The following is a 14,015-nucleotide window of genomic DNA, read 5'->3' as shown; positions in this document are numbered from 1 at the left end:
CTGTGAACAAAATTTCCCCTTAAAGATTATGAGACTGGTTTAACTTAACAAAACCTACGGTAACCGTATGCAAAAGCCATATATTTAGTGATGATATTAAAGTTTTTCAGTACGCAGTATTACATTTTAATAACACAGTGCTATGGTTTTATTGAATATCGAAACGGTAAAAAACCCGATTAAACAGTGGCATAATTATAATTAAAGGTTGGCTTGCCACATGTTTGACTACTCCCATTTCAGTAGAGCAGCGGCCCAAGACAAAGACATCGTCGCCATAGTCGATGCTCTCTTCCAGCTAGCTCGTGAACACTACCCCATATTATCTCGGCTATCCGTGGTGCTGTGCAGTGAAAATAAAGCATCGAATTATTTTGTATCGGATTCACTGTGCCAAAACGCCAAGCATCATTACATCGAACAGGAGATCAAACCCAACTCTGCGTTGAGTCGTCTGGCTGAATCATTGGAAACAAGAATTGTTGATGACCTCTCTTTGATGAATCCGACTAAACAAATCTCTCATCTACTCGAGCTTGGTCACCAAAGTAGCTACACCACTCCAATCCACTACCAAGAGAGTAACCTTGGGTTCGTTTTCATCAACGCCTCATGCACTGACTTTTTTGCTAAGCAGACAATACAAAGCGACATCGCCTACCTCACCCAAGCGATTTCGAACCTGTTTGTGCAACTCTTCGAACGCCAGAGACATTTTCAGTCCTCATTAGCCATCGCCCTAAACATGGGGCACGCACGCGATCCTGAAACCAAAGAGCATCTGATTCGCATGGGAAAATACAGCGAACAGCTCGCACGTACGCTTTCGCACAGTAACAATGAGATTACCCACCAATTCGTTCACCGCATTCGCTTGTATGCCCCGTTTCACGACATAGGGAAGTACCGAATCCCAGACAAAGTGCTCTTCAGTACTGAGCGTTTTTAGGAAGAAGAAAGAAACATCATGAACAATCACACGATATATGGCGAAGAGATGATTGATGACGTGGTTGCCCTTTCCCACCACAGCTCAATGTGTAGCGAAGAAGTTCAGTTCATCAAGAATATTGTACGTCACCATCATGAACGGTTTGATGGCTCAGGGTTGCCAGATGCGCTCGTTGGAGAAGCGATTCCACTGGAGGCAAGAATTGTAACGCTAGCGGATGTGTTCGATGCTTTACTGAGTAAACGAGCTTACAAACACGCATGGTCAGCATCTAAGGTAATGGACTACATTGAAGCGCATACAGGGTTGATGTTTGATCCAGAGTGCGTCTCTGCGCTGAAGCAAAACCTTGATTACTTCATGTCGATACGAGAGCAATACAGTGATATGCAAAGTCCACAAGCTGCACTCGCTTAACGGGTTGTATTAAATTTGCTGTCTGTGACTCTCTTGCAGAACCAACAAAAAAGGATGCCAGTTGGCATCCTTTTGTTTTCTAGTTTACAGCTAATAAGAACAACAAGGTTCTTAACTGATTCTAACTAACGATTATACGTCGTAAGTTGTAGAAGCAGTATCGCCGCCTGTACCAGTCCAGTTTGTGTGGAAGAATTCACCACGTGGACGGTCAGTACGCTCGTAAGTGTGAGCACCGAAGTAGTCACGTTGAGCTTGAAGCAGGTTCGCTGGTAGACGTGCAGTTGTGTAACCGTCTAGGAAAGATAGCGCAGAAATCGTACATGGCATTGGGATACCAGACTCTAGAGATTTCGCTGCTACTTTACGCCATGCCACTAGGCTGCCTTGTAGGATGTTTTTGAAGTACTCGTCAGAACCTAGGAACGCGATGTCTGGGTTTGCTTCGTACGCATCACGTATGTTGCCTAGGAATGCAGAACGGATGATACAACCACCACGCCACATTAGCGCTACGTTACCGTAGTTTAGGTCCCAGCCGTTTTCGTTCGACGCTTCACGCATTAGCATGAAACCTTGAGCGTAAGAGATGATCTTAGAAGCCAGTAGAGCTTGACGTAGTGCATCAACCCACTCTTGCTTGTCGCCTTCAACTGGAGTGATTGTCTTCTCAAACAAAGCTTCAGCTTCAACACGTTGGTCTTTAAGAGCAGACAGGCAACGAGAGAATACAGACTCAGAGATCAGTGTTAGTGGGATACCTAGGTCTAGTGCGTTGATACCCGTCCACTTACCCGTACCTTTTTGGCCTGCAGTGTCTAGGATCTTCTCAACTAGCGCTTCACCGTCTTCATCTTTGTAGCCAAGGATGTCAGCAGTGATTTCAACTAGGTAGCTGTCTAGCTCAGTCTTGTTCCAGTCAGCGAATACTGCTTGCATCTCGTCAGCAGACATACCTAGGCCATCTTTCATGAACTGGTATGCTTCAGTGATAAGCTGCATGTCACCGTATTCGATGCCGTTGTGTACCATCTTAACGAAGTGACCAGCACCGTCGTTACCAACCCAGTCACAGCAAGGCTCACCAGCGTCAGTTTTTGCCGAGATACCTTGGAAGATTGGCTTAACCGCTTCCCAAGCTTCAGCCGCACCACCTGGCATGATTGAAGGACCGAAACGAGCACCTTCTTCACCACCAGATACACCAGTACCGATGAAGTGGATGCCTTTCTCACGACAATGCGCTACTCGACGGTTAGTGTCTGGGTAGTTAGTGTTACCACCATCAATGATGATGTCGCCTTCGTCTAGAAGTGGGATTAGATTTTCGATGAACGTGTCTACAACGTCACCAGCACGAACCATAAGCATCACTTTACGTGGCGCTTCTAGCTTCTCAACTAGCTCTTCTAGAGAGTAAGCACCAACAATGTTAGTACCTTTAGCTGGGCCTTCTAGGAACTCGTCTACTTTAGCAGCAGTACGGTTATGAGCCACAACTTTGAAGCCGTGGTCGTTCATGTTTAGGATAAGGTTCTGACCCATTACTGCTAGGCCAATTACACCGATATCACCTTTCATTATTTTATCTCCTTGCGGCTATTCGCACTTATGCGATAGCACTTGCTGCATTTGAATCTAGGAACCACTCTGTTTCGCCAGTTTTAGACTGGATTTTCGCTGCCGGGTAAGGCAGTTCTGAAGCAGGAGTTGTATGAATTTCTTTAACGATCTCAACTTTACCTGCACCCAGTACTAGGTAGCTGATTCGTTTTGCTGCTTCTAAAACTTTCGCTGTTTTAGAAACACGGATTTGACCAGACTCAGGGTGAGAAGCTAATACAGATAGGTTCTCATCTTGGTAGTTGGTTGCACCTGGGAATAGTGAAGCTGTGTGGCCGTCTGCGCCAACACCAAGCAGAATCCAATCGAATACAGGCGTGCCGTTTTCTGTTGGGATTACGTCTGCCATCTCTTTTGCGAAACGCTCTGCTTCTGCTTTTGGTTCATCTTCACCACGGATGCGGTGGATGTTTTCAGCAGGAAGGTTTACTTGAGTAAACTCTTTTAGTTTTGAAAATAAGATCGCGTTTGCTTCACCGAAATTGCTTTCAGCGTCGTCTGGTACAACGCAACGTTCGTCGCCCCACCAGAAGTGAAGGTTATTCCATTGAATACCTTCCGCGTATGGCGCCTGTGCTAAAAGTTTGAAAAGCATTTTTGGCGTGCTGCCACCAGACAGTGAAATGTGAACAGGTTTGCCCTGCTCGCTGTATGCTTTCATTTCATTTGCTAGGTTTTCAACAACCAGTTCAGGCGTTGCAAAGATCTTGTGATTGATCATAGTTCGCAGTAATCCGTGTCTGTTAAGTTTTTGCATGGGAAACGCCATGCGCGGCCATCACGTTGCAGAAGTTCATCTGCTTCCTGTGGGCCCCAAGTACCACAAGCATAGCCAAACAGTGCTTGAGGATCTTGCTTGAAGTCTAAGATTGGTTGAACGTACTTCCAACATGCTTCTACCGCATCGGTACGTGCAAACAGAGTCGCATCACCGTTCAGTGCATCAAGAAGAAGACGCTCATAAGCCGTCAGCATCTGAGTTTCAGGCAAGTCAGAGTAAGAGAAGTTCATTTTCACTTCTTTTGCTTTGAAGCCTGCGCCTGGCTCTTTCAAACCAAAGCTCATCTGAATACCTTCATCCGGTTGGATGCGGATAATCAGCTTGTTCTCTGGTGCATCTTGACCAAATACTGGGTGTGGCGTGTTCTTAAAGTGAATCACGATTTCAGTCACACGTGTTGGTAAGCGTTTACCTGTACGTACGTAGAAAGGAACACCATTCCAACGCCAGTTATTGATGTGAGCTTTCAAGCCGATGTAAGTCTCGGTACGAGAATCATCCGCTACACCATGCTCTTCACGGTAACCTAGTAGGTGCTGACCACGAACATCTGATGCTGTGTACTGACCTAATACTAAGTCTTTACGCAGATCATCTTCTTCTAATGGTTTCAGACACTGAAGCACTTTAACCACTTCATCACGAATAGAATCAGCGTTAATTTGTGCAGGCGGCTCCATACCTACCATCGCTAGCACTTGCAGCAGGTGGTTTTGGAACATGTCGCGAACTGCGCCAGAACCGTCGTAGTATCCGCCACGCTCTTCAACGCCAAGGAACTCAGCACCTGTGATTTCAACGTATTCAATGAAGTTACGGTTCCACAGTGGTTCAAACATCGCGTTTGAGAAACGAAGCACTAGAAGGTTTTGAACCGTCTCTTTACCAAGGTAATGGTCGATACGGTAGATCTGGTGTTCTTGGAAGTGATGATGGATCTCTTCATCCAACGCTTGAGCTGATGCTAAGTCGTAACCAAATGGTTTTTCGATGATCAGACGACGCCAGCCGTTCGATTCATCGTTAAGGCCATGCGCAGCAAGGTTTGCTGGAATCACACCGTATAGGCTTGGCGGGGTTGCCAAGTAGAACAATGTGTTATGGTTTTCGAATTGGTAGTCTTGCTCAAGCTTGTCTAGACGTTGTGCTAAGCGAGCATAGTCGTCTACATCTGAAGTATTGATCGCTTGGTAATGCAGATGTTCAATAAATGCATTCAGCGTCTCTGGTTCAGTTTTTTCCATTTCCTGAAGAGACTTCTTCAGCTTCTCACGGTAAGACTCATCGCTGTACTCAGTACGGCTCACTCCAAGAATCGCAAAGGATTCTGGTAGTTGATTGCTAGCATACAGGTGGTATAGAGCAGGAATTAACTTGCGGTAAGTTAGATCTCCCGACGCACCAAAAATAACGATGCTGCTGTTTTCAGGTATTACCATCATCTTTCCTATAAAAACAAGGTTTTTAGTATTCGCCAAAGGTATCAGCGACATACGAAAATAGATAATAGGTCTTAACTATTACATCAATAGTAAGCGCCTATTAAATTTGAGAATGCGTTTGGTAAACGAGGGTGAAAGCTATCACCTCTATTCGGGACAGTATTGTCTATGACTATTTGATTTACATCAACCACTGTGAAAGCAATCGATTAAATATTGACTCATTTCGAACAAATTCTAATCGATAGTTCCGTTCATTTAACCCACGGGTGAAGCAAATCGGCATTCTCAAACAGTGTAGTCAAGAAAGAACGGTATCTGGTCGGTGGAGTGAGCAATAGGAAGGGGAGAAAAAGGTAAAACCAGCTTATTCAACTGGCTTTATATTTATTTTGATGGTGTCGTGTTTATCTTTGCGCTTTGTTGTAGCAGCGCTCCGGGCGACCTACGGTACCGTAATTTAAGTCTGCGACTAACTCACCAGTGGTAATCAAAAATTCTAAATAGCGTCTGGCGGTGGTTCGGCTAGCACCAATTCGTTCTCCGGCTTCATCGGCGGTAATATTAACGGCATCAGCTTGCTGAAAAATGGCTCTGATCTTATCCAACGTTACGCCATCAATTCCTTTGGGCAAGGTTGATACTTTTCCTGAGTCCGCTTTGGCATTGGCTTGCAGCATCTTATCAACCAAACCTTGGTTCAAATCAGACACGCTTTCGAACTCTTGTAACTGTGACTGATACTTCTTCAGTGCTGCTTCCAAACGAGGGAACATTACTGGTTTCAATAGATAATCGACCACCCCACCACGCATTGCTTGCTGCAGCGTATCGACATCCCGAGCAGCAGTAATCAAGATAACGTCGCAGCCTTGATTGCTCCCTCTTACGTGATTAAGAATATCGAGCCCACACCCGTCCGGCAGATACACATCCAATAACACCAAATTCGGTTTTAAGATGTCCAGTTGCATCAGCGCTTCAGACTGTGTAGTGGCAATGCCGACCACGTCAAAGCCGCCCATCTGTTCTAAATAACGATGGTGTAGCTCTGCAATCGCAATATCATCTTCAATGACCATGACTCTCGTGATTGCGTTCATTTATGTTCTTCCTTTAACCATGTTTTTTCCGTCACGATGATCTTCACAAGATCGCTTCGTGCTTAATTATTATTGTTCTTCTTTTGGCAAATAAACCGTCATTCGCGTGCCAAAATCTTGGTTGTCGACCATTTCAAGCTGCCCTTGATATCGGTCTGCCAGCTGCTTTATCAGATACAAACCCACACCACGATTTTGCTTCGCTTTGCTCGATACGCCTTTTTCGGTGAGTGCTTTGGTCGCCAACTCTTTCGGCAAACCGCACCCTTTGTCTTCTACTTCTACGATAATTTCATTACCAAAATCACTGATTGAAACTTCAATAACCCGACGCGCTGGCGCAATTTGACCCTCTTGCTTAATCGCCGTCATGGTGGCGTCAAAGGCGTTATCAATCAGGTTGCCAAGAATTGTGACAACGTCATCCGCGTTTAACCAGCTAGGCAGAGCTTCAAGCCTTGATCCCTCTTCCACTTTAAGCTCTAACCCAATCTCTCGAGCTCGCTCTGTTTTGCCTAAAAGCATGCCTGCAATAAGAGGGTCTTTCACCGTCTCTCTTAAGAACTCAATTAAGCTCTGGTAATGAGCGGTTTCTTGACCAATCAATTGTTGAACAGAATCCAACTCGCCCATCTGAATCAAGCCACTAATAGTGTTAAGCTTGTTTTGATGCTCGTGGGTTTGTGAACGCAGTAGATCAGCATATTCTTTGGTTTGTGAGAGCTGGTCTGTTAAATCGTTGATTTCATCTCGTAATCGGAAACTCGATACCGCCCCGACCACCTCACCTGCCACTATAATCGGGCTTCGGTTAGCAATGATTCGCTTATTGTTTAAATACAACTCAACATCGTGGTCGGTGTCGCCGGTTGATAGCAGTTGTTCTAAATCACTGCCTGGCAATACATCAGAAAGGCGCTGTTGATTGAGTGCTTTATCCCTGTCTATCGATAAAATATCGCAGGCACTCTTATTAATTGAACGTAAAATGCCGTGCTTATCGATGCTCAGAATGCCCTCTTTCACGGTACTCATGGTTACATCTAGCTCAACATACAACCGGCCTATCTCTTCAGGCTCAAAGCCCAAAATAGCGCGTTGAAAACGGCGAGATACATAACTCGAAATCAAAGCGTTGACCGCAACCACCAGCAACGCCATCACAATCAAAAAGGCTAAGTAAGGTTCGATTCGATCTTGCAACGAATCCAATAAGTAACCAACTGACACCACACCAATAACGGTACCTTGGGTGTCTTTTACCGCGGATTTACCACGAACTGAAAAACCCAGCGATCCTTTGGCTGTCGACACATAAGACTCGCCCAATACCAATGCTTTTTGGTTATCGCCACCACGCATGGGTTTACCGAGCCTGTCATCATAAGGGTGAATCAGGCGGATACCTTTATCATCTCCAACAACGATGAACGCCGCGCCAATGAGCTGAGTAAGGTTACGAAATTTAACTTGGGTTTCTTCAGACAAAACGTAGGGAACGCCATTAGGGTCCAACGTTCCATTTTCTTGAATAATGCTGGTGACAAGCGGCGATTCAGATAGAAATTCAGCAACACCTAACGCTTTCAAACCCATCTCTTGTTCTTGAGATTGTTTGATGTAGTAAAAACCAGCAGCTGCAAGAATCAAAAGTTCAACGAGGCCAGTGACCGTCATGATAATCAGTAACCTTTTACGGAAACTGATACTGCTCCATTTCATATTCCACCGTCCCTAGTGTTAGACGATCAATGTTAACACCAAGTTAATCGCATGACCTTTCTAGGGGCGTGAATTTGTGACTGCTACTCAACTAAATAATTGAGCAGATTGTTAATTGATAATCCTTTACGTTGTTCATCTCGATTAATCGTTCATTTTTAGGACTGATTAGCTTAAAAACCAAAATAAACGAATAAATATTGAGCTAGATCACTAAGCTTTTAGGTGTTTTTTAGGTTGTTTAAAATAAATACAATTATAATGGTTGCATATGAAGAAGTTTATTGTTGCTAAGCCATAGGTCATGATTTTCAGACCGCGCTTTGAATCGAAACTTCGATTAACAAAATAGCAACAACCCTTCGCTCGCTGGACGTATCTATAACTAAAAGTTGCACGCTCGCCGTTACGAATGATGAACAAACGGATTAAGTATTCTCCCCTATTCATCCATCGCTATTTCAAACTCGGCTAGCCAGACAACGAAGAGGTGACTGATAAAAGCATCACCCAATAATAAAACATTGATGAGCAGGAAGTATCGATCAGTGGCAACGTCCAATAGAAACAGGATAACAAACATAACGTATAAACATTGTTGAAAAGGAAACAAGGCAATGAAACGCGATAACTTTGGAATTTGTCTTACTAAGACTATGCTGTTCAAACACTTACAATCGACTTTTACTCACGTAAGAGCCTATGAGAAAGATGGCACCTCCCCACTCGATCTCAAGGTATTGTTAGCATTCCCGCAAATGTCAGGGAGAGATTTATTACAAACAATGCAAGGTTCAAGACAATTGGTATGGCGCGCCGATCACCATTGTCCTAGCTTTAAATAAGCCACTTCATTTTGTAAAAACACTTCTATACTGAACTTAAAGAGCACGCTTATGCGTGCTTTTTAAGTTTCATTTATCTTTGATATTCACGTCACTCAATCTTATTTACACTTGATTAACGAGTTATGAAAATTTCTATTCATATGAGACAATCTATTCAAGACAAATGACTATCGCCCTGTTAACATTAGAGTTAATACTCTAATTGGTATTTAATGCAGATGACCAAACCAAAATTCCGATACCTTGCGATCGCCAGTATGCTTCTCGGCACTATGGCTTCGCCAGGCTATGCAGCTCCGCTCACTTTTTCTGAAGCGTGGCAAATATTGCAAGAAAACAACAACTCTCTTGCGGCTCAACAAGCCAACGTTGAACGTTATCAACACCTTCAGAACTCAACAAGTAGCCTCAATCTTCCTTCTATTACCTTAGGGGCTAACTACACGCACCTTGATAGTGATGTGACGATTAATGGTGAACAGTTTTCAGATAGCTTGAGTGGAGTAAACCCTGCTATATCCGCGATTTTGCGCCCTCTAGTTGGTGGCGTTACCTCAACGATTACCGAACAAGACATCTTTAGCTCTTCCATTCGTGCTGTGTGGCCTATCTTCACTGGTGGTCGAATAACCGCTGCGCAAAATGCGGCTGAAGGTAAAAGCGAAGAAGCGCAAAGCCAACTGTTGATGGAGAAACAAGCTCGCTACGAAGACTTAAGTAAGTATTACTTCTCGGTGATCTTAGCGGAAGACGTGGTGAGAACGCGTCAAGCCGTTGAAGCAGGCTTAACTCAGCATCGTGATTTCGCCATCAAGCTTGAACAGCAAGGACAAATCGCCCGAGTAGAACGCCTACAAGCCGATGCTTCTTTAGATAAAGCGATTGTAGAGCGCACGAAAGCTCAGAACGATCTTAAAATTGCGCAATTGGCGTTGACCCAAATCCTTGGTCAAAATGAAAGTGTAGAACCCTCTGAACAACTGTTTATCAATAAGAACCTGCCTCATATGGACGTGTTCATTGACCAGACACTCATGACCTACCCCGGCCTTAAGATTCTTGATGCAAAAGAGAAACAAGCAAGCAGCTTAATTAAAGCCGAGAAAGGTAAATACTACCCAGAGGTTTACCTTTATGGTGATTACAGCCTGTATGAAGATGACTCTCTAGCCAGTGAAATGAAACCCGATTGGTTGGTTGGCATTGGTGTGAATGTGCCACTGCTTGATACCTCTGGCCGTTCCGACAAAGTCGCTGCGGCTCACAGTGCCGTATCACAGGTTCAATTCCTTAAGTCACAAGCTAAGCAAGACTTAACCGTGTTGGTACAAAAGACTTACCTTGAAGCAAACCAAGCCATTGAAGAGGTTCAAGGCCTAAACTCGAGCTTGTCTTTAGCTCAGGAAAACCTATTACTTCGTAAAAAAGCCTTCACACAAGGGTTATCTAACTCATTAGAAGTGGTTGATGCCGAGCTTTATCTTGCGAGCATTAAAACCCAGCAATCTGCTGCTCGCTTCAAATACCTAATCTCTCTCAACAAGCTGTTAGCGCTAACCAGCGAAATGAATGCTTACTCCAGTTACTTAACCTCCTCTGTTCCGTCTGATTTCGACTCAAAAACAGACACCGTTAGCCAGTCAAAAGGATAATTCATGAAACCTATTAAGCCCCTTCTTCTATCTTTAGTTGGTATCGGCGTTATTGGCTGGGTCGGATACAGTTTCTATCAAGCTTATCAACCTCAGCCGGTTAAGCTTCAAGGTCAAATCGATGTGCAGCAATACAGCATCTCATCGAAAGTACCTGGCAGAATTGATGAAATATTCGTGCGCAAAGGCGATTCGGTTGAAAAAGGCGAATTGATCTTCTCTCTACTAAGCCCTGAGATTGATGCGAAGCTAGAGCAAGCAAAAGCTGGTCAGAAAGCCGCTGGTGCATTAGCACAAGAAGCAGAGAATGGCGCGCGTACTCAACAGATCCAAGCGGCTAAAGACCAATGGTTGAAAGCCAAAGCAGCTGCCGATCTGATGGACAAAACCTACCAACGTGTAAACAACCTTTACAACGATGGTGTGGTTGCCGAGCAGAAGCGTGATGAAGCCAAAACACAGTGGCAAGCGGCGAAGTACACCGAAAGCGCTGCATTCCAAATGTATCAATTAGCGCAAGAAGGTGCGCGTGACGAAACCAAAGTGGCCGCCGCTCAAAAAGCGTTAATGGCAGCGGGTGCGGTAGCGGAAGTTGAAGCTTACGCAAAAGACACACAGATCCACAGCTGGTTTAATGGCGAAGTCTCTCAGGTTCTATTGAGCAGTGGAGAACTTGCACCACAAGGCTTCCCTGTTGTGACTGTTATCGACACCAAGGATGCTTGGGCTGTGCTCAATGTTCGTGAAGACATGCTTAAGCATTTCGAGAAAGGCAGCCAGTTTGAGGCGTACCTACCGGCTCTGGATAAATCATTAACTTTCCAAGTAACTCACATCGCCGTAATGGGTGATTTCGCAACTTGGCGCTCAACAGACGCAGCACAAGGCTTCGATTTACGTACTTTTGAAGTAGAAGCACACCCTGTCGATACGAGCGAAACACTGCGTATGGGCATGAGCCTAGTGGTTGAGCTTTAGGTGACTTATGTCTGCTAACTCTCAATATACTGGATCGCAATCTAGAGGCTCGCAATCAACTGAGCATCATAGAGCGAAGAATACCTTGCTTCGGCAGTGGGCGATTGTCCGCAAAGACAAATGGTTGTTGTCTTGCCTAACTTGGATTCCTTTGCTGCTTGCTGCCAGTATCTGGCTGATTTTTTCACAAGGGATCGCTCGTGACTTACCGGTCGCAGTTGTCGACCTTGAGCACAGTCAAATCTCGCAACAGTTCACACGCCTTGTTGATGCGTCACCAACGCTGCAAGTCACTCAGAAATACAGCTCTGCGAGTGATGCGGCGAAAGCGATGATCGAACGTGATATCTATGGTTATGTTGTGATACCAAGGCACTTCGACCGAGACCTTCTGCTCGGCTTGAATCCGCAAGTGTCTGTATTCTATAACAGCCAATTTATCTTAATCGGTAAGCTGGTGAACTCTGCCTTGCTGCAGGCTCAAGGGACTTTTAACGCGCAACTTGAAGTCGTGAAACAGCTGTCACACGGTGATACCACGGTGCAATCCGCATTAGGCCAAGCAGTAACGGTACAAAGCCAGATCACGCCGCTGTTCAACAAGAACACCAGTTATGCACAGTTCTTGGTGTCTGCGGTTATTCCTGCACTGTGGCAGATCATGATTGTGGTGGGCACGATATTGGTTTTGACGGCGAACGTTAGAGCACGTGGCCTTCAAGCTTGGTTATCCAACGCACCTATGAAGTCGCTAACCTCAACATTAATACCTTATGCTGTCTTATTTTTAATGTTTGGTATCGCGTTTAGCTTTTGGTTCTATGCTCTCTTAGACTGGCCATTTAATGGCAGCTTTGTAGCATTGACCATTGCCCAAATACTGACAGTGATCAGTTGTATCATCATGGGTTGTTTGTTTTTCTTCTTAACACTTGATCCTGCAAGGGCGATGAGTTTCGCAGGTGCCTTTACTGCACCGAGTTTCGCGTTCATGGGCATTACCTTTCCAGTGACAGACATGAACACGGCTGCTCAAATTTGGAGAAGCTTATTGCCCGTGAGTCATTACATCGAAGTACAAACGGCGCAGTCTAGTTATGGTGTGAGCGCAGCACAGTCTTTGATCAGCCTCTCTTCTATGTTGTGGTATGCAGTTCCTGCTTTCGTGGTAATGTTGCTAATTAAGAAACACTTGGCGCAATCAACTCTAACTGCACAAGCAGATCCATCTACAAAAGCAGCTATATCTGCAAAAACAACGCCGTCAACACAGCCAGAAGCATCAGCACAACAAGGAGTAAAACGATGAGCTTTACTCAACTGCTCAAGCAAGAACTCTTAGCGGTATTGCGCAACCCTGTCGTGCTTCTTACGGTATTTGGTGGTGTGGTCTTCTATTCCTTCTTGTATCCATTGCCTTACGCGAACCAAGTTCCTCAACAACTGAAAGCTTCGGTTGTGAACTTGGATAAGAGTCAAAGCAGCTATCAATTAGAGCGTATGGTGGATGCCACCTCTCAGATCGAATTGGTCCGTCGAGACTCCACCATCGCCGATGCGAAACAAGCCGTGCTTAACCAAGAGATTGGCGGATTCCTTGTCATTCCAGAAGATTTCTATAAAGACTTGTTGCTCGGTAAGAGCCCGACACTTTCTTACGCTGGTGATGCTTCTTACTTTTTGGTCTACGGAACCATTGTTGAAGGGCTTGCCAAGGCCGGTGGTACGTTAGCTGCGCAAGTTAAGGTCAGCCATTTGTTAGTCGAAGGTGTGCCTTTAGAATCGGCAGCCAAAGGCTACAGTGCATTCAGCTTGAACCTGAAACCAACGTTTAATAGTCGCATGGGATACATCGATTACGTAGTTCCAGCCGTCTTTGTGTTGATCCTGCAACAAACCTTAGCCATGGCTTCTGGTTTAGTGGGTGCAACCCAAAACGCTCAATCGACATTTGGCTACTGGAGTAAGACCTCTCCAGCGAAACTGATGCTTGCCCGCTGTTGTACCTTAGTCGGCATTTATTACCTGTTGTCGATGTACTATTTCGGCGCTAGCTTTTCGATGTATGGGATAAACCAGCTCGCCTCAACAACACAGATCTTAACCTTACTTCTGCCCTTCTTACTGGCCAGTTGTTTGATCGGGATTTTTATTGGTGAGTTAGTGCCACGAAGAGAGCTAGTCACGGTTGTAGTGTTAATCAGTTCAATGCCACTGATCTTCTCTTCAGGTTTTATCTGGCCAGTTGAAATGATGCCCGAATGGTTAGTTCTATTATCACAGCTGTTCCCAAGCACACCGGCTATCCAAGGCTTCTTAGCACTTAATCAGATGGGTGCATCTTGGCAAGAAGTGGCATCTCAATGGACATTACTCTGGGGACAAGTTTTGTTGTGGGGTTCGTTATTGGCACTTAAGCTCTACCACAAATCCAGCAAAAGCACGGTTGGCAATAGCAATAGTGATCGAGCCGTTTAGTTTTATGTTCTAGCGGAAA

Annotated in this window: 10 protein-coding genes and 1 pseudogene; 6 read left to right on the top strand and 5 right to left on the bottom strand. The window is 44.9% G+C overall.

Translation table 11 applies throughout. The annotated features are described in order from the left end of the window. The first annotated feature begins 208 nt into the window (after window positions 1–208). Window positions 209–1,369: pseudogene (locus AB4493_RS14035) on the top strand (HD-GYP domain-containing protein). A gap of 132 nt (window positions 1,370–1,501) precedes the next feature. Here AB4493_RS14035 and gnd read toward each other — a convergent pair. The 5 genes from gnd to AB4493_RS14010 form a co-directional block, all read right to left on the bottom strand. Beyond that, on the bottom strand, window positions 1,502–2,950 hold the full coding sequence (gene gnd / locus AB4493_RS14030) for a decarboxylating NADP(+)-dependent phosphogluconate dehydrogenase (RefSeq protein WP_017059712.1): 1,449 nt from the start codon (window positions 2,948–2,950) through the stop codon (window positions 1,502–1,504). A 28-nt stretch (window positions 2,951–2,978) separates the two neighbouring features. Continuing rightward, window positions 2,979–3,713: a 6-phosphogluconolactonase gene (gene pgl, locus AB4493_RS14025; protein WP_372155235.1), complete on the bottom strand. Its 735-nt coding sequence runs from the start codon at window positions 3,711–3,713 to the stop codon at window positions 2,979–2,981. Beyond that, window positions 3,710–5,212, bottom strand: coding sequence for a glucose-6-phosphate dehydrogenase (zwf, locus tag AB4493_RS14020; RefSeq protein WP_017059714.1), 1,503 nt, complete (start codon window positions 5,210–5,212; stop codon window positions 3,710–3,712). The genes pgl and zwf overlap by 4 nt, the downstream gene beginning before the upstream one ends. A gap of 410 nt (window positions 5,213–5,622) precedes the next feature. Next, window positions 5,623–6,318, bottom strand: coding sequence for a response regulator (locus tag AB4493_RS14015; protein WP_065583602.1), 696 nt, complete (start codon window positions 6,316–6,318; stop codon window positions 5,623–5,625). Between the two features lie 69 nt (window positions 6,319–6,387). Beyond that, a complete protein-coding gene (locus AB4493_RS14010) occupies window positions 6,388–8,040 on the bottom strand; it encodes a sensor histidine kinase (RefSeq protein ID WP_032546322.1) in 1,653 nt (550 codons plus the stop codon). Between the two features lie 617 nt (window positions 8,041–8,657). On the opposite strand from AB4493_RS14010, the gene AB4493_RS14005 reads away from it, so the two are divergent. The 5 genes from AB4493_RS14005 (at window position 8,658) to AB4493_RS13985 (ending at window position 13,996) form a co-directional block, all read left to right on the top strand. After that, the gene (locus tag AB4493_RS14005; protein WP_009846577.1) at window positions 8,658–8,885 is read left to right on the top strand and encodes a hypothetical protein; all 228 of its coding nucleotides are present in this window, start codon (window positions 8,658–8,660) and stop codon (window positions 8,883–8,885) included. Window positions 8,886–9,100: 215 nt separating this feature from the next. Then, window positions 9,101–10,540, top strand: a complete 1,440-nt coding sequence (locus AB4493_RS14000) for a TolC family protein (RefSeq protein WP_017063805.1) — start codon at window positions 9,101–9,103, stop codon at window positions 10,538–10,540. Window positions 10,541–10,543: 3 nt separating this feature from the next. After that, the gene (locus tag AB4493_RS13995; protein ID WP_017070946.1) at window positions 10,544–11,518 is read left to right on the top strand and encodes an HlyD family secretion protein; all 975 of its coding nucleotides are present in this window, start codon (window positions 10,544–10,546) and stop codon (window positions 11,516–11,518) included. Window positions 11,519–11,525: 7 nt separating this feature from the next. Further along, a complete protein-coding gene (locus AB4493_RS13990) occupies window positions 11,526–12,827 on the top strand; it encodes an ABC transporter permease (protein ID WP_372155207.1) in 1,302 nt (433 codons plus the stop codon). Continuing rightward, window positions 12,824–13,996 (top strand): ABC transporter permease, encoded by a 1,173-nt coding sequence (locus AB4493_RS13985; protein WP_017059721.1) that lies wholly within the window; start codon window positions 12,824–12,826, stop codon window positions 13,994–13,996. Before AB4493_RS13990 ends, AB4493_RS13985 begins: the two co-directional genes overlap by 4 nt. The last annotated feature ends 19 nt before the right edge of the window (window positions 13,997–14,015 follow it).

Source organism: Vibrio sp. 10N.222.55.A1 (assembly GCF_041473835.1).
GTDB classification, from domain to species: domain Bacteria; phylum Pseudomonadota; class Gammaproteobacteria; order Enterobacterales; family Vibrionaceae; genus Vibrio; species Vibrio crassostreae_C.
Note: the sequence above shows the minus strand (reverse complement) of the source record. Positions and strands in the feature narration are given on the sequence as shown.

Bases quoted from the DNA above. Each gene is read 5' to 3' on its own strand.
- gnd (WP_017059712.1), bottom strand. From the start codon at position 2,950: ATGAAAGGTGATATCGGTGTAATTGGCCTAGCAGTAATGGGTCAGAAC.
- pgl (WP_372155235.1), bottom strand. From the start codon at position 3,713: ATGATCAATCACAAGATCTTTGCAACGCCTGAACTGGTTGTTGAAAAC.
- zwf (WP_017059714.1), bottom strand. From the start codon at position 5,212: ATGGTAATACCTGAAAACAGCAGCATCGTTATTTTTGGTGCGTCGGGA.
- AB4493_RS14015 (WP_065583602.1), bottom strand. From the start codon at position 6,318: ATGAACGCAATCACGAGAGTCATGGTCATTGAAGATGATATTGCGATT.
- AB4493_RS14010 (WP_032546322.1), bottom strand. From the start codon at position 8,040: ATGAAATGGAGCAGTATCAGTTTCCGTAAAAGGTTACTGATTATCATG.
- AB4493_RS14005 (WP_009846577.1), top strand. From the start codon at position 8,658: ATGAAACGCGATAACTTTGGAATTTGTCTTACTAAGACTATGCTGTTC.
- AB4493_RS14000 (WP_017063805.1), top strand. From the start codon at position 9,101: ATGCAGATGACCAAACCAAAATTCCGATACCTTGCGATCGCCAGTATG.
- AB4493_RS13995 (WP_017070946.1), top strand. From the start codon at position 10,544: ATGAAACCTATTAAGCCCCTTCTTCTATCTTTAGTTGGTATCGGCGTT.
- AB4493_RS13990 (WP_372155207.1), top strand. From the start codon at position 11,526: ATGTCTGCTAACTCTCAATATACTGGATCGCAATCTAGAGGCTCGCAA.
- AB4493_RS13985 (WP_017059721.1), top strand. From the start codon at position 12,824: ATGAGCTTTACTCAACTGCTCAAGCAAGAACTCTTAGCGGTATTGCGC.